Here is a 16,769-nt window from a genome sequence, read left to right on the forward strand (position 1 = left end):
ACCACACTAACGTAGAACTTATTGCAACGCGGCCTCAATTTGCTATACCACGACATACAAAGAGCATCTCGGGATCACGTTAGTCCCTTCTAAAATCCGATGCTCAATAATTTATCTAACGTCATACGTCGGGATAACCATGAGCCTGTATACAGCCTACCTAAAAGAGATTGAAACGCGCAAAGAACAGGGATTAAACCCTAAACCTATAGAAGATGATGCGCTGACAAGAGAAGTCATTTCTCAAATCAAAGATACTAAGAATCAACATAGAGAAGAGTCTCTGAAGTATTTCATCTATAACACCTTGCCTGGTACAACCAGTGCAGCTGGTGAAAAGGCGAAGTTTCTAAAAGAGATCATTCTTGGTGAAGCGGTTGTTGAAGAAATCTCTATGTCCTTTGCTTTTGAGTTACTTTCACATATGAAGGGTGGCCCTTCGATTGAGGTTCTTCTTGATCTTGCTCTTGGTGATGATCAAGCGATTGGAAAACAAGCGGCTGATGTACTGAAAACTCAATTTTTCCTCTATGACGCTGATATGGCGCGCTTGAAAACAGCCTTTGAGGCTGGAAATTCAGTGGCCCGCGATGTACTCGAAAGCTATGCCAAGGCAGAGTTCTTTACCAAGCTTCCTGATGTAGAAGAAGAAATCAAAGTTGTTACCTACATCGCAGCCGAAGGCGATATTTCCACTGACCTATTGTCGCCGGGAAATCAGGCGCATTCTCGCTCTGATCGTGAACTACATGGCAAGTGCTTTATCTCCAAAGAAGCACAGGACGAAATTCAGGAACTGCAAAGACAGCATCCAGATAAGCGCGTGATGCTGATCGCTGAAAAAGGCACCATGGGTGTTGGGTCTTCTCGGATGTCCGGGGTGAATAACGTGGCCTTGTGGACTGGTAAACAGGCAAGTCCTTATGTTCCATTTGTTAATTTTGCACCGATTGTTGCGGGGACGAATGGTATTTCACCGATCTTTCTGACTACAGTTGGCGTAACCGGTGGTATAGGCATTGACCTCAAGAACTGGGTGAAAAAGCTGGACTCTGAAGGCCAAGCAATTCTGAATAACGATGGTAATCCAATCCTGGAACAGAAATATTCTGTAGAAACAGGTACTGTTCTCACCATTAACACTAAAGATAAAAAGCTTTTCAATAATGCTGGTGATGAAGAGCTTGCGGATGTGGCGTCTTCTTTTAGCCCGCAAAAAGTTGAGTTCATGAAGGCGGGTGGTTCTTATGCCATCGTGTTTGGTAAAAAGCTTCAAACCTTTGCCGCAGAAACTCTTGGAATTGAGTTGAAGTCTGCCTTTGCTCCTTCAAGAGAAATTCAACATGAAGGTCAGGGACTGACGGCTGTTGAAAAAATCTTCAATGCAAATGCTGTTGGTGTCCGTCCAGGTGCCATTTTGCATGCAGGTTCAGACGTTCGTGTGAAGGTTAATATTGTCGGTTCTCAGGACACGACAGGGTTGATGACGTCGCAAGAGCTTGAAGCCATGGCTGCCACAGTTCTATCCCCGACAATTGATGGGGCCTATCAGTCAGGTTGTCATACTGCGTCTGTGTGGGATTTTAAAGCACAGGAAAACACGCCTAAACTGATGGCTTTCATGCACAAGTTTGGTCTCATCACCGCACGTGACCCTAAAGATGTCTATCATTCGATGACAGATGTGATCCACAAAGTCTTGAATGACATTACAGTGGATGACTGGGCAATTATTATTGGTGGTGATTCGCATACACGTATGTCCAAGGGGGTTGCCTTTGGCGCTGACTCAGGCACTGTTGCGTTGGCTTTAGCGACAGGTGAGGCAACCATGCCGATCCCAGAGTCTGTTAAAGTAACATTCAAAGGAACCATGGCTGATCACATGGACTTCCGTGATGTGGTCCACGCGACGCAGGCGCAGATGCTCAAGCAGTTCGGCGATAACGTCTTCCAAGGGCGCATTATCGAGGTGCATATTGGAACCTTGCTGGCTGATCAGGCCTTCACCTTCACAGACTGGACGGCTGAGATGAAAGCCAAGGCATCCATCTGTATCTCTGAAGACGAGACCTTGGTTGAATCACTTGAGATTGCGAAATCACGCATTCAAATCATGATCAACAAGGGCATGGAGAACGATAACAAAATGCTCCATGGCCTTATCGCTATTGCTGAAAAGCGTATTGCCGAGATTAAGTCAGGTGAGAAGCCTGCTCTTACACCGGATGATAATGCCAAGTATTTTGCCGAAGTCGTTGTTGATCTGGACGAAATAAACGAACCGATGATCGCTGATCCTGATGTAAATAATGCGGATGTTTCCAAGCGTTACACTCACGATACAATCAGGCCGATTTCTTATTATCAGGCAGAGAAGAAGGTAGATCTTGGTTTTGTTGGTTCCTGTATGGTCCACAAAGGTGATGTGAAAATTGTGGCTCAGATGCTCCGTAATCTCGAAAAGGAAAACGGTAGCGTTGAGTTTAAGGCACCTCTGGTTGTTGCAGCCCCAACCTATAACATCATTGATGAGTTGAAGGAAGAAGGCGACTGGACTGTCTTACAGAAGTATTCTGGTTTTGAATTTAACGATGCGGCTCCGAAAGTTGAGGCTCGTACAGAATACGAGAACATTCTTTATCTTGAGAGACCGGGATGTAGTCTTTGCATGGGTAACCAGGAAAAGGCAGCCAAAGGGGATACGGTTCTCGCCACTTCTACACGCCTGTTCGAAGGGCGGGTGGTTGAAGATTCCAAAGATAAAAAAGGAGAGTCTCTACTGGCTTCTACACCAGTTGTTGTACTTTCTGCGATCCTTGGGCGAACACCAACAATGGAAGAGTATAGAGCTTCGGTAAAAGGTATTGATCTGACCAAATTTGCCCCGCCATTGCAAAAGCCGGGTAATACAAAGTCAGCCCATTTCTGATATCATTTGATACAATTTCTCTAATGTCTTGTGCGGGGGCAGTCTTTTATGGCTGTCCCCGTAATTGATTCCAATATTTGATTTGTGGATTATTATTGGTTGCAAGGGGGATGTTTCAAGGAATTGGCCATGCTTTTTGGCAAGTCGGAACTTGTTATTTTATGCGTTGAAGCATGCAAAGAATTGTCCCGCTCAATTATAAACAGGCAGAGTTTTGATGTTGAATTTTGACGCGCTTGGGTATTGGGTGAAGAAGAATTACTTCTTTCTAAAGGTGTCCAAGGTGACGATGTTATCGCCGGATTCACGTTGTTTCTCTTTGATTTTCTGCTCTTCCGGGCTGGCATCAGCATTGGCAGCTGTGTCGCTGTTTTCAAAGGCATCTTCTTCAAAGTCTTCCAGAAGATCTTCTAGTTCTTCTTCCAAGTCTTCGCTATCACCATTTGTGATATCAAATTGCAGGCCGAACCGAACGGATGGATCGGCAAAGGCAACGATAGCTGAATAGGGAATACTCATGCGTTCTGGAACATCAGAGAAACTGAGCGTTACGCTGAAGCCATCTTTCCCAACTTCAAGATCCCAGAATTGGTATTGAAGGATGATGGTCATCTCACCGGGGTAACGCGCTTTCAGATGATCAGGGATGCTGACATCTTCCTGGGCCGTTTTAAAGGTGATGTAGAAATGATGATCGCCGGGCAGACCGTGTTCTGCTGCGTATTCGAGAGATTCCCGAACTACGTTCAAGAGAGCTTTTTCGACCATATGGTCGTAGCGAAGTTCGCTTTCTGAAATCTCGTTGTTTCCCGACATACTTCTATATTACCCGGCCGCTGCTTATCTGAACGTTTTATCGCCCTGATTAATTCTATACCTCTATCTGCTACTCTAACACAAAGCCAGAGTCCAGACATGAAAAGTGGGGGCTTCTGTTGCCAGGTGCCCCCGAACCCCGCCTAGGCTTGTGAAAGCCTAGGGCTTAAAAGCGGTTGCTCAGACTGCAATTAAGCAGCGAGAGCTACCCCACGAGAATTGTCATTTGCAATTACTCAAAACGGCCCGATAACGGCGGAACCATGCCGGGCACCGAACAAATCTTTACCACGCGTGTCGATCCTATTTCGCCCCCATAATTCACATTCATAAGAATGTAAGGAATGGTGGAGGCGCCGGGTACCGCCCCCGGGTCCACAACGCTTATTCCATAAGCCCGTTTAGCACCATAGACGGCCGAAGCCGACACCTTGAATATAGTAACTATCTGTACGACTTCACAAGGGCTGATGTCTAAAAAGAGTATTTTTCTTACTCAAATGGGCTGACTGGTTCCTATTCATAGGAAAAACAGAGAGTTATTCCACTGTTTTGGGCAGGAAGGAAAGATCAACGAAATATTTTTCCGGATCTGACTGATCAACTAAAACAGTAACCGTATCTCGTTGTATATGATCGGTTGGATTAAACCAGATATTGTCACTTTTGAAGAGGTGTAGCGTGCCACTTACCGGGTCTTGCCATTGCGCGGTAATCTGGAAAGGATATCTGCCGTTAACTCTTACGCTCGTGTTTTCTGTAATAGAATCTATTCTAGCGGTAACGTGAGATCCGTGGCGTAACAGATAGTTCTTCAGCTTTTCCTTTTTGTAAAAATAGACTGATAAGCCAATTCCGAAGGCCGAGAAAATAAAGCCTATTACGCCTAATATCAGCGGGCCAAGCCAAAGTGAGAGCGTGCCATCAATCTTGGCATCTTGCGGGTTTTCTGGATTATAAAGAACGGATACCTTCTCTCCTCTGTTGTAAGCTGGTGGGTTTGATCCGGTACTTGATTGAAAAGTTACTTCTTCACCTGTTGCTGTCTGGAAGATAACTTCAGGACGGTATACATAAGAATTGCTTGTTGATGAGCTTGAAGAAGACCGTGACTGTATCAAGTCAATGACTGTTCCCTGTGCGGAATGGGCATTGTCGACAAAATTATGAGTTGTGTAGGACCAGATACCCATAACAGACAGGGTAATCAGGCCCACACTCATGAAAATATATTTGAGTATTTTGATTGTTTTCATTCGGAATGCTTCTTCATTGACGTGCCGGAGTGGCGTTTTTGTAACCTAGGTGGCATTGCTAAATTATGAGAGATTGGCTTTTTTTGCAAAAGGACATCTTCTGAACTGATGACTAAATCCTGACACGTGATATGATCACGCAAACAAATCTCGGATTCTTCTCACCCTAACTTTTTGAAGGAAAATTAATGCGTCAGTATCTCGATCTCATGAAGGATGTCCTGGAAAATGGAACAGATAAAGGAGATCGTACAGGCACAGGCACTAGAAGTGTTTTCGGGCGACAGATCCGCTTTGATCTGTCTCAAGGGTTCCCTTTGATGACGACAAAAAAACTTCACCTTAAGTCGGTCGTTCACGAGTTGCTTTGGTTCTTGTCCGGGGATACGAATATTAAATACCTTAAGGAAAACGGGGTGCGGATTTGGGATGAATGGGCTGATGAAAATGGCGATCTTGGTCCTGTCTATGGGCATCAGTGGCGTTCATGGCCCACCCCTGATGGCACAACAGTAGATCAGATCACGAGTTTGATGGCGCAAATCAAGAGAAACCCTGATTCCCGACGGCATATTGTTTCTGCCTGGAATGTGGCCGAGGTGGACAATATGGCCTTGCCGCCGTGCCATAGTCTGTTTCAGTTCTATGTTGCCGAAGGTCGGTTATCTTGCCAACTTTATCAAAGATCTGCGGATATTTTTCTGGGCGTTCCCTTTAATATCGCGTCCTATGCGCTTCTGACCTATATGATTGCACAGCAAGCGGATCTGGAACCGGGTGATTTTGTCCATACCTTTGGAGATGCCCATATCTATTCCAATCATTTTGAGCAGGTGAAAACTCAATTACAACGTGAACCGCTCAAATTGCCGAGCCTGAGAATCAAAAGAAAACCCGACAGTATCTTTGATTATACCTTTGATGATTTTGATATTCTGGATTACGAAGCGCATCCACATATCGCGGGCAAAGTATCCGTTTAAATCGATATAGGTGTACAGATCGGTTCGTTTTATCATTAAGTAACAGACTTCTTTACGGGAAGAACACCATGCCTTTCGATACTCTGAATACGCCGACGCTTTTGCTCGACAAAGATGTGTTTGAAGAAAACTGCCGAGTAATGCAAGAGCGCGCCCAAGAGGCAGGTGTAAGGCTACGCCCGCATATGAAAACGGCAAAAGCATTAGAAGCTTATCACTGCGCAACAAAAGATGGTTTTGATGGCATTACTGTTTCTACCTTGGCAGAAGCTGATTTCTTTGCCAGTGGAGGTGTAACAGACATCCTTTACGCTGTGGGGATTGTCCCATCAAAGTTGTCACAAGCGCAGAGGATACAAGACAAAGGCGTTAAGCTGACGTTGATCTCCGATAATCCTGATGCCATTTCCCTTTTGGATGATGAGGCCAAAAAGCTCGGGACAACTTTTCCGATCTTGATTGAGATCGATAGCGGAGGGCGGCGCGGGGGCGTACTTACTGATTCTCAAGAACTTTTGGATTTGGCAAAAGCCATTACATATTCCCGGTGCTTGAGTTTGGAAGGGGTTATGACACATGCAGGCCATTCTTATCACTTCTCTACACCAGAAGAGATTGCTGAAGTAGCTGAGCAGGAGAGACGTGCTGTCGTCAGTGCTTCAGAACGCCTGTTGGATGCAGGATTTCCTTGCCCTGTTGTCAGCGCGGGGTCAACACCGACAGCGGTTTTTGCCAAAAGCTACGAAGGACTGACAGAAATCAGGCCGGGCGTTTATATGTTTGGCGATGTTGATCAGATGTTCATTGGGGCCTGCAAGCAAAACGAGATTGCAGCCACGGTTCTGACCTCTGTCATTGGGCACAATAAAACAGCAAACCGGCTTTTGATTGACGCTGGTGGCTTGGCTTTATCGAAAGATATCAGCGCCAGCGAATTCTCGTCTCATACAGGTTACGGGCTCGTTTGTGGGGTGGATGGCGACGTGATTGAAGAGCTGTATGTCGAATCTGTTCATCAGGAACACGGCCTTATTGCATCGGTATCCGGTGATCTGCCTTATGAGAAATTTCCTGTTGGAAGCCGTCTTCGGATCTTACCTATTCATACTTGTATGACCTGTGCAGGGTTTTCTCATTATGAAGTGCATAGCGCCGAAGGAGAGCTTTTGGGGAAATGGGAACGGATTAATCGTTGGTAATGTGCAGATGGTTTTTATGAAACTGGGCCTCATGAAACTGGGATGAGTTTTCTGAATCGTTTTCGGGATGTCTTTATTTTTGTAGGTAGTCTCTGGGCTGTTTTTGCCTTGAACTGGGTATTGTCTGGTGCCCTTTACCAATATGGTCTTGTGCCTCGGCACATGGAAACACTACCGGGTATTCTCGTCTCACCTTTTTTACATGGGGATTATGTTCACCTGATATCAAATTCAGTTCCGCTTTTGATTTTGGGCTGTTTGGTATCGCTCGAAAGGTCCGGCGAAAGACGAGGCCAGTTTCGTTCTGTTTGTCTGGCACTTATTCTTTTCTCTGGCGGGTTGGTGTGGTGCTTTGGCCGTACTGCTCTTCACATCGGGGCAAGTGGCGTAGTCTATGGATTGCTCGGGTATTTGTTGGGATCGGCCTGGTGGCGTCGCGATTTCCGATCAATCATCATCGCGGTATTTGTTCTCGCGCTATACAGTGGATTGATCTCTGGACTTTTTATCCCGATGAGAGGTGTCTCATTCGAAGCACATCTGTTTGGCTTCTTGTCGGGCGGGTTGATTGCCTACATTTCCTGTAGAACAAAAAAAACACCCAGATATTCTTGATAAGATATATCCGTGTGGCTTCTTCGTTGCTCGTTAGAAAGAGTATTACGTCAGTAAAAAGCCCTTTGCGTAGGGATCGCGATCATCAATGAAGATGTTGTTTAGACCGTGGATACGGGCCCAACCCTCTATGGATGGGATAATGGCGTCGTAATCACCGACTGTAGCACGATCTTCAACGCGGCCTTTGAACAGGCTGCCGATGATACTCTCATGTACAAAGTCGCTACCGATGTCGAGTTTTCCCCGGGCAGCTAACTGTGCCATCCGGGCAGAGGTCCCTGTACCACAAGGAGAACGATCGATGCCCTTGTCGCCATAAAAAACAGCATTCCGGGCGTGGGCGTCTGGGTGCACGGGTGTTCCCGTCCATTGTAGATGTGAGCAGCCGCGAATACGGTCATCTTCGGGGTGAACAAAAGCGTATTTTTCATTGATCAAATTACGGATCATGGGGCTTAGGCGCTGGATATCGCCCGGCGTGATATCGTTTAGATCCTGGTAGTTTTCCTGTTGTTCTATGATTGCGTAGAAATTACCGCCATAGGCAACGTCAAACGTCAGGTTGCCAAAGTCAGGCACATCAACGTTAAGGTTGGTTGAATGAAGGAAAGAGGCAACGTTGCGAATACGCACGGAATCAACGTAATCACCGTTCTTTTTGTACTCTGCAATCACCAGACCTGCAGGGGTGTCGAGGCGTAAAACACCTTCTTCTTTTGGCGTAACCAAACCGCGCTCAATCATGACCGTCACAGTACCGATTGTACCATGCCCACACATTGGCAAGCAGCCACTGGTTTCAATGAAAAGAATACCGATGTCACAATCTTCACGGGTTGGGGGATAAAGAATACTGCCGGACATGATGTCGTGTCCGCGTGGCTCAAACATTAATCCTGTTCTGATCCAGTCATATTCGGCAAGAAAATGTGCGCGCCGCTCTAGCATGGAATCTCCTTGAAGAAGAGGGCCGCCGCCTGCAACAACCCTGACCGGGTTTCCGCAAGTATGTGCATCAACACAGAAAAAAGTATGGTTTGCCACGTATGTTTATCCTTATGGAAGCTTTCTGCCCAACCGGGGCTTTATTGTTTGAGGCTTTGTTATCGTTGGTAAAATTGTGATGATTTAATTAAAACGGTTAATACTAAAGGGATTGAGATCAAAACTTGCTGACCGACCAGACACCATATCAGCAACCGTTCGCCCTGTGACGGCGCCCCCTGTGATACCAAGATGCCCGTGGCCAAAGGCGTAATGGACATTTGTATGTTGGCTTGATTGACTGATGACGGGAACACTGTCGGGTGTTGACGGGCGACGTCCCATCCACTTCGTTCCACCAGCACCGTTCAGATTGGGCATATAGTTTTGGGCAAGGGTCAGAAGTGCGTCACACCGTTTGTAATTGGGCTCGGCTTCTATCCCCGCAAATTCGACAGCCCCACCGATCCGGAGGCCAATATTCATAGGTGTTGCGACAAACTTGTCCTCTGCAAAAAGGACCATGTTGTTTAGGTCAATTCCGGGGGTCGGCAGTGTTGTGTTATAGCCTCGTTCGGTATCCAGCGGAAAGCTGTCGCCAAGTTTTTTAGCCAGACGTGCCGACCAGGCACCGGCACAAATCACCAGCTGATCAAACGCGATATTTTGCCCGCTCTTGGTTATTGCTGATGAGGGGCGATTGTCCTGATGTTCAATGTGTTCTATTTCATCGGTGATATAAGTACCGCCATTACGGGTAAACTGTTCCGCAAGACCTTTGATTAAATCTGCCGGATTGGCAAAGTGTCCCCAGTGTGGGGTGTAGACGCCACATTTCGCCAGTTCTCCCAACTGAGGTTCGCGTTCCAGAATTTCTGATCGGGAAAGGTTGTGTGCCTCAATACCGTTTCTGCGTGTCAGATCCCAGTAATAGGAGTCTTTTTCTCTTCCCTTTTCGCTTTTGTAAACGGTCAGTGATCCTTCTGTTTTCAAAAGCGATTGTAATCCAGCTTCGCCAAGAAGGGGAGCGTAGTCATCAAAAGCGGTCTTCAGATAGGCGCTCATAGCCGAAGCTGTTTTTTCTACCTGTTGATGGCTACTGGATTTTAGGAATAGATACAGCCAAGGGAGGAACTTTGGTAGATAGGTCAGGCGAAGGGATAAAGGCCCCAAAGGGTCCAGTAACCAGCCGGGCACATCTTTCCAAAGCCCGGGAAGAGCAAAGGGAACGATTTCTGTTGCGGCAATTGCACCTGCATTGCCACAAGAAGCACCATCACCGAGCGGGTCGCGTTCAACAATCGTAACAGAATGGCCGTCTTTTAAAAGATAGCTTGCACTGCAAAGACCAATGATACCCGATCCAACAACGAGTATGTTTTTTTTTGTTCCCGCGCTCATCCATAATCTCCAAAGGCTGAGTCGTTTTTCGTTACCCTATGGCAGCGTATAGGCAGTTTTTACTGTTGTGAAGAACTCAGCTGCATAACTACCCTGTTCTCTGCTGCCATAGCTTGATCCTTTGGTGCCTCCAAATGGAACGTGGTAATCAACGCCTGCTGTGGGAAGGTTCACCATGGCCATCCCTGCTTTGGCATTTCGTTTGAAGTGTGATGCGTATTTCAGGGATGTTGTGCAGATACCGGATGACAAACCGAACTCTGTGTCATTGGCAACAGCAAGAGCTTGATCATAATCAGCAACGCGAATAACAGAGGCAACAGGTCCGAAGACTTCTTCACGATTGATGCGCATTGAATTACCCGTTTCTGTGAAGAGAGCAGGGGACAGATAGAAACCTTTGGTCGCACGTTCCAGAAGCTCACCGCCATAGGCTAGCTTTGCGCCTTCGTCCTGACCAATACGGATGTAATCCAGATCCTGTTTTAGCTGGCTTTCATCAACAACCGGGCCGATATGAACACCATCAGACAGCGCATTGTCGATTTTGAGTTGTTCAAGTCTGGCGATTACTTTAGCGACGAATTCGTCGTGAACACCTTCTGTTACGATCAGACGGGAAGATGCTGTACAACGTTGACCCGTTGAGAAATATGCGCCTTGAACAGCTGTTTCGACCGCAATATCAAGATCGGCGTCATCAAGAACAACCAGAGGGTTCTTACCACCCATTTCGAGCTGGAATTTGGCCATGCGTCCGGCACAGGTAGCGGCAACATGACGGCCAGTTGCAACTGATCCGGTGAAGCTGACGCCATTAATTTTCGGGTTGGTCAGAATTTCTTCGCCAACAACTGACCCGCGTCCCATGACAAGGTTGAAGACACCTTCGGGTAGGCCAGAGCGTGAGATGATGTCAGCCAGTGCCCAACCGCAACCAGGAACAAGGTCGGCAGGTTTGAAAACGATGGCGTTACCATAACAAATAGCAGGGGCAATCTTCCATGCAGGAATAGCAATCGGGAAGTTCCATGGGGTAATAATACCAACAACACCCAAAGCTTCTCTGACAACTTCGACTTCTACGCCGGGACGAACTGAAGCAAGTTTGTCGCCTTTGAGGCGTAGTGCTTCGCCCGCAAAAAACTTGAAGATTTGGCCTGCACGTGCAGTCTCGCCGATACCCTCAGCAAGGGTTTTTCCTTCTTCGCGTGAAAGAAGTTCACCTAGTTCTGCTTTTCTTGTCAGAAGTTCTGTGCCGATTGTATCCAGTACATCAAAGCGTTGTTGTGGTGTTGACTGTGACCAGCTTTTTGCTGCGACATCTGCGACATCAATTGCTTCGCGGGTTTGCGCTGCGTCAGCTTGGGTGTAAACGCCAACAATTTCAGATGTGTTTGATGGATTGATGTTATCACGGGCTGCTGAACCCTCAACAAACTGTCCGTTAATGTAATTCTGTTTCAAGACTTATACTCCCTTGGTGTTGGGGATGATGAACATCATCTATCTGTTTGATCGGTTATTTTCGATTTAGTCGACTGGCGATCATTCTAAATCAATAACCCGTTTTTTTCGGGCTTGGGTATTGGTTTTAAAATCCGTAGAACTGCCTTTACGTTGACTTGCCATTATGGTGGCAAGAGGTCTTGGATTTCGTGAGTTTTTTGTCTTACCTGATTAAGCGTTGAGGTTATTATATGTATTCATTGGATATTGTATACAATATTTTAGCATTAAGAAGAGATTCTAATTATTTCTTGTTTCTATCATATTGATTTTTATTATTTTAATAGAAATCCACGGCCAATTTTATCGTCTTCTTCTACCGTGAAGGTCGATTCACCTGTATAGTTTGCTTTTCCTTTAACGCGAACGCGAACCGCCTGATGAGGTCCGTAGCTGAGAAGCTCTTCTGCTGTTGCATCGAACAGGCTTTTGGTAACACTTTCAAATTGGCGGGTTTGTCCAATTTCGATTTGATTTTTGGTAATTTGCACTGCTATACGCGCGGTTACACCTGAACCCGTCGGGCTTCGATCAACCTGTCGATCTGCAAAGACACAGATATTGGCGGTTGGTGTTGTTGTGAAAGCATCTTCCCCGTCGGTTAAAATTGTACCATAGAGGAATGCGAGATCGTCAGATTCCGGGTGTGCTAATTCGACAGATGCTCTTACAACGGAACTGATTGCATCAGCAGCATCAACGAGATCTCTTGTCGGGGTGTTATGTATATCTAATCCCAGTTGTTGTGCAGAGACCAATGCATAAAAAGCACCCCCATATCCGATATCGAATGTGACAGTGTTGTATCCCGGAACATCAATACTCTGATCTGTAAGGAAGGCGAAAGCTGGAACGGAGCGAAAAGAAACTGCATCGCTTTTGCCTTTTTTTACATCGACATCAGCAACGACAAGACCACAGGGGCATTCAATCTTGACTGTCGTGGTTGGTTCCATGGCTTCAACAATGCCTTGATCTATGGCATATCGCCCAAGAGCAATAACAGCATGCCCACACATGGTGCTGTAACCTTCGTTATGCAAAAAGAGCACACCAAGATCGGCTTCCGGGTGAGATGGTTCGACCAAAAGAGCGCCATACATATCATAGTGTCCGCGTGGCTCGAACATAAGAAGGTGTCTCAGGTGGTCAAGGTGATCTCTGACGTAGCGACGCTTTTCTAGAATGCTTGCCCCTTTTATCTCAGGGTATCCATCTGTAATAATTCGCAGTGGTTCCCCACCCGTGTGCATCTCTACAGTTTTAATTTTAACGTCAGTCATCGCATTCGGCCTGAAAATGATGTTTGCATACTTTATACAATAAAAATATTCCAAGAAAAAAGCAGCAATTTTTGGAGCCGCTTTTTTCTTCGAATTAATTCAATGTAAAACTAGATGGCTGCTTTGTTACAAACCGGTAAGGGTTAACCAGCAGATTGCTCATCGAGAAATTCAATCAGATTCTCACAGCCTGCTTCAATATGGCGATCCAGTAGATCAGCAGCAGACTTAACATCACCGGCTTTACAGAATTTCAAGAGGTCCCAGTGGTCATCACGTGCTTTGGCGCGTGCGCCCGCACTGTGGAGCTGTATCCGAAGGTAGCGATCAATATTATTGTGCAGATTTTGCACAATCGCCAAGGTTTTCGGACGTTCTGCTGCGATATAAAGGATATGATGAAATTCTGCGTTTAGCTCTCCCCATAAGGATACTTCGCCATTTTCAAGCGCCACATCATAACGATTGAGGATATTTTCAGCGTCCTGAATAAGTTCTGGTGGCATTCTGGGAATTGCGCGAGAGATCAAATCGCCTTCCAGCAAACGTCTAATGTCAAAAAGTTCGCGAATTTCTTCGCGGGATAAAGCCGAGACGACGGCACCCTTGTGAGCATAGAAGGTAACAAGGCCTTCTGCTTCCAGTTGTCTCAAGGCTTCACGAACGGGAATTCTGCTGACGTTAAAGCGTGACGCAATGGCATCCTGCCTTAGTTGGGCGCCTTCTTTTTGCTGTCCTGAAAGTATTTCTTCTCTGAGAGCTTCCGCCACCGCTTCGGTGATCGTTTGGCGTTTAAAACCGCCTGATTTATTATTGATGTCGGCCATTCGGTTTTGGGCTTCCGTTTTTATAATTGCTTAATTATGATGCCTTCATTGCCAATGACGGCTGGGCTGCATAATAGGATATTTTATCCGCCTTTGACCAGCAGCTTTCATAGATAATCTGAAATCAAGGTTAATTGACGCGATCCTCTGGCCATGGTTTTAATATTTTCCTCTACTGAATACGATTGAAAAGAGTGAGTTGATGACGACTGTTTCCCTGATTGTAGCCCATGGAAAAAACCGAGCAATCGGGAAAGACAACGTTATGCCATGGCACATTCCTGGTGATTTGAAGTTTTTCAAAGCGCAAACAATGGGCAAGCCAGTTATCATGGGGCGTAAAACCTTTCAATCAATAGGTCGCCCCTTGCCTGGTCGCCTTAACATTGTGATTACCCGTGACGAAAATTTTAAAGCAGAAGGCGTGAGGTTGAGCTCAAGTTTGGAAGATGCTCTGAAATTGGCCCGTGAGGAGGTTCAGCGTTTAGGTGGTGATGAATTAATGATTATCGGGGGGGCGCAAATTTATACGCAATCCATTGATCTTGCCGATCGTCTCTATATCACAGAAGTTGATCTTGAGCCTGAAGCGGATGCTTTTTTTCCAGAAACAAAAGTAGAGCAATGGTCTGAAGTTTCCCGCGAAGCACATGCGCCAGACGGCAGTACACCCGGGTATGCATTTGTTATCTCTAATCGGGTGTAATCATGTAGGTTAGTATGCTTTGTTTCTTTTGTCGGAATTTTGAGACTTGTTGGATGCGATCTCTGACGTGCCTTTGATTTCGCGTTTGAGCTTTTCTTTTAAAATTTCGCTGAAAGCTTCAAAGCCGAGAACTTCAATCAGGAAAGCATTTTCGCCGCCAATAACATTCTTAAGGTAATAGGCCCCGAGCCATGCCGATGGTGCCCCAAGGCCATTTGGGTTTGGTCGGAAAGATAAAACGGGCAATCCATTGATTGTAATACCCTGATTAATAGCATCATTTCTGGCTAGCTGGACATGCCGCCCGTCGCTGTTTGGGCCGTCACCGGAAATATCAATGACGGATCGTGGGGCAATGAAATCATTGTGGTTAATCTCAAAGCTGGCGATATCGATCATTTTACTGATGGATGTTGACGGGGCCGAGCTTATCGGACGGCTTGTAAGCTTTTCCGAGAAGATCTCTGCACTTTTTTTGCTGTCGAGAATAGACCATTCAACGACTTTGATTTGATGTTGCTCTCCGGCCCATTCGATATAGGTCACGGCAATGCGCCCCAAAGGCCCCGAGCGAATACTGTCGATCACATCTGGGTCTTTCAATGCTTCAATATAACCCCTGCGTTGAAGGTTTGCTTCGTATTCATCAACACTGTGGGAAACATCAACGGCCAAGACTAATTCGAGATCGACGGGTTCCAGCTCTGTTGCGTAGGTGGTTTTGATGCAGAGATAGCAGTCCAAAAACAATCCCAGCATCAATCCCGGAAATAATCGGGGAGTGATAGCAAGAATGCGTTTGGAAAACTTTACGATTTCCCTCGTCACGGAAGCACCAAGATCATTTATCTATTTTGAGAGCCTCTCATAAAAAGGAAAATTCTCAAAATGATGGAAAAAAGCCCCGCGAAAATCTCACAGGGCTTTTTTGTCTAAGGTTAAGTTTATTTCTAGCTAAGAGGTTGCATCATTCCATCGATATAGCAGGTGCTTTTCGCTCTGCGTTGGACAGACTTGCCCAGACTTTAGTCGCGATTTCTGCGTAACGCTTGGCATGTTCGCCATCTGGTGAGGAAATCACGATAGGTTCCCCTTCATCAGATGTCATTCTTATATCTATGTGCAGTGGCATTTCACCAAGGAAAGGTGTTTCCATTTTTTCTGCTTCGGCACGGGCGCCATGCTCCCCAAAGATGTGGGCTTCGTGACCACACTCTGGACAGATGTAAACGCTCATGTTTTCGATAATACCCAGAACAGGGACATCAACCTTGCGGAACATGTTTAGACCTTTACGTGCATCGAGCAAGGCAATGTCCTGTGGCGTAGAAACAATGACAGCCCCGTTTAAGGGAACCTGTTGTGCCATGGTCAACTGCGCGTCGCCTGTGCCGGGCGGCATATCTACGATCAGGAGGTCCAGTTCGCCCCAAACAACATCACGTAACATTTGGGTTAGAGCACTTTGAACCATAGGGCCACGCCAGATCATGGGGGTGTCTTCTGCTACCAGAAAGCCGACGGACATGCACTTGATGCCGTGTCTTTCCATTGGTAACAGGGTTTTACCGTCTGGTGAGGACGGTTTCCCGGTGATCCCCATCATACGGGGTTGGGATGGACCATAGATATCTGCATCCATCAGGCCGATTTTTAAACCTTGCTTGGCAAGTGATAATGCAAGGTTGATAGCCGTTGTTGACTTGCCGACACCACCCTTGCCACTGGCAACAGCAATAATATGCTTGATACCTTTTAGCTCGATCTTGTTGCCTGGCCCAGGAGAAGGAGGGGGTGATTTTGGCTGTTGAGAAGGTGCTTGGGGTTTCGTTTCGCCCGGAGCATTGTCGGCAGTAAGAATCGCACTGACCGATAAAACGCCATCAAGCGCATGAACGGCTTTTTCGGCTATTTTACGCAAAGATTCCATTTCTGCAGCTTGCGCAGGATCAATTTCGATCGAAAACCCGACATTGCCTTCTTTTATGATAAGGCCAGAAATCATGCCAAGGCTGACAATATCCTTTTTACTCTGAGGTTCTACAATCGTTCTCAAAGTATCGAGAATTTGTTGTTCTGTAACCTTACTCATCCCTGAATTTCCCCTGAATTTCCCTTGAATTCGCACTTGAATTTTCCGCAACTTGTACAATATGTGCAGGTACTCTTTGTTGGTCTCTTGCACGTTGATTAAAGTGTTATGCCTTGATTATATGGTAGGGTCCACGACAAAGATAAGGGGGAATTGACGCACC

General features: G+C 46.3%; 14 protein-coding genes and 1 other RNA gene. 5 read left to right on the top strand and 10 right to left on the bottom strand.

Going from position 1 to position 16,769, the window contains the following annotated elements:
• The first annotated feature begins 139 nt into the window (after nt 1–139).
• Nucleotides 140–2,932, top strand: a complete 2,793-nt coding sequence (locus BKB51_RS11775) for a bifunctional aconitate hydratase 2/2-methylisocitrate dehydratase (RefSeq protein ID WP_085901273.1) — start codon at nt 140–142, stop codon at nt 2,930–2,932.
• Nucleotides 2,933–3,190: 258 nt separating this feature from the next.
• Here BKB51_RS11775 and BKB51_RS11780 read toward each other — a convergent pair whose 3' ends face one another.
• From BKB51_RS11780 to BKB51_RS11790, 3 genes are all read right to left on the bottom strand, one after another.
• Entirely contained in the window at nt 3,191–3,748 is a 558-nt protein-coding gene (locus BKB51_RS11780) for an SspB family protein (protein ID WP_085901274.1), read from the bottom strand.
• Between the two features lie 105 nt (nt 3,749–3,853).
• Nucleotides 3,854–4,216: a transfer-messenger RNA gene (gene ssrA / locus BKB51_RS11785) on the bottom strand.
• A gap of 71 nt (nt 4,217–4,287) precedes the next feature.
• The gene (locus tag BKB51_RS11790) at nt 4,288–5,004 is read right to left on the bottom strand and encodes a DUF3592 domain-containing protein (RefSeq protein WP_085901275.1); all 717 of its coding nucleotides are present in this window, start codon (nt 5,002–5,004) and stop codon (nt 4,288–4,290) included.
• Nucleotides 5,005–5,192: 188 nt separating this feature from the next.
• Here BKB51_RS11790 and BKB51_RS11795 point away from each other — a divergent pair, with 188 nt between their 5' ends.
• The 3 genes from BKB51_RS11795 (at nt 5,193) to BKB51_RS11805 (ending at nt 7,801) form a co-directional block, all read left to right on the top strand.
• On the top strand, nt 5,193–5,987 hold the full coding sequence (locus tag BKB51_RS11795; RefSeq protein ID WP_085901276.1) for a thymidylate synthase: 795 nt from the start codon (nt 5,193–5,195) through the stop codon (nt 5,985–5,987).
• 68 nt (nt 5,988–6,055) lie between these two features.
• Nucleotides 6,056–7,186, top strand: coding sequence for an alanine racemase (locus BKB51_RS11800; RefSeq protein ID WP_085901277.1), 1,131 nt, complete (start codon nt 6,056–6,058; stop codon nt 7,184–7,186).
• 42 nt (nt 7,187–7,228) lie between these two features.
• A complete protein-coding gene (locus BKB51_RS11805) occupies nt 7,229–7,801 on the top strand; it encodes a rhomboid family intramembrane serine protease (RefSeq protein ID WP_085901278.1) in 573 nt (190 codons plus the stop codon).
• 45 nt (nt 7,802–7,846) lie between these two features.
• Here BKB51_RS11805 and BKB51_RS11810 read toward each other — a convergent pair whose 3' ends face one another.
• The 5 genes from BKB51_RS11810 to BKB51_RS11830 form a co-directional block, all read right to left on the bottom strand.
• A complete protein-coding gene (locus BKB51_RS11810; protein ID WP_085901279.1) occupies nt 7,847–8,848 on the bottom strand; it encodes a 4-hydroxyproline epimerase in 1,002 nt (333 codons plus the stop codon).
• An 84-nt stretch (nt 8,849–8,932) separates the two neighbouring features.
• On the bottom strand, nt 8,933–10,189 hold the full coding sequence (locus tag BKB51_RS11815; protein ID WP_085901280.1) for an NAD(P)/FAD-dependent oxidoreductase: 1,257 nt from the start codon (nt 10,187–10,189) through the stop codon (nt 8,933–8,935).
• Nucleotides 10,190–10,225: 36 nt separating this feature from the next.
• Nucleotides 10,226–11,656: an aldehyde dehydrogenase family protein gene (locus BKB51_RS11820; protein ID WP_085901281.1), complete on the bottom strand. Its 1,431-nt coding sequence runs from the start codon at nt 11,654–11,656 to the stop codon at nt 10,226–10,228.
• A gap of 317 nt (nt 11,657–11,973) precedes the next feature.
• Entirely contained in the window at nt 11,974–12,981 is a 1,008-nt protein-coding gene (locus tag BKB51_RS11825) for a proline racemase family protein (protein WP_198946713.1), read from the bottom strand.
• Between the two features lie 143 nt (nt 12,982–13,124).
• Nucleotides 13,125–13,808, bottom strand: coding sequence for a GntR family transcriptional regulator (locus BKB51_RS11830; protein ID WP_085901282.1), 684 nt, complete (start codon nt 13,806–13,808; stop codon nt 13,125–13,127).
• A gap of 202 nt (nt 13,809–14,010) precedes the next feature.
• Between BKB51_RS11830 and BKB51_RS11835 the strand changes: the two genes are divergently transcribed.
• Nucleotides 14,011–14,514 (top strand): dihydrofolate reductase, encoded by a 504-nt coding sequence (locus BKB51_RS11835; RefSeq protein WP_085901283.1) that lies wholly within the window; start codon nt 14,011–14,013, stop codon nt 14,512–14,514.
• A gap of 9 nt (nt 14,515–14,523) precedes the next feature.
• Here the strand turns inward: BKB51_RS11835 and BKB51_RS11840 are convergent, their stop codons facing one another.
• A complete protein-coding gene (locus BKB51_RS11840) occupies nt 14,524–15,342 on the bottom strand; it encodes a DUF1194 domain-containing protein (RefSeq protein ID WP_125911830.1) in 819 nt (272 codons plus the stop codon).
• Between the two features lie 139 nt (nt 15,343–15,481).
• Nucleotides 15,482–16,606, bottom strand: a complete 1,125-nt coding sequence (gene apbC / locus BKB51_RS11845; RefSeq protein ID WP_085901285.1) for an iron-sulfur cluster carrier protein ApbC — start codon at nt 16,604–16,606, stop codon at nt 15,482–15,484.
• Between the last annotated feature and the right edge of the window lie 163 nt (nt 16,607–16,769).

Origin of the sequence: Kiloniella majae, from assembly GCF_002118315.1 — a bacterium.
GTDB lineage: Bacteria > Pseudomonadota > Alphaproteobacteria > Kiloniellales > Kiloniellaceae > Kiloniella > Kiloniella majae.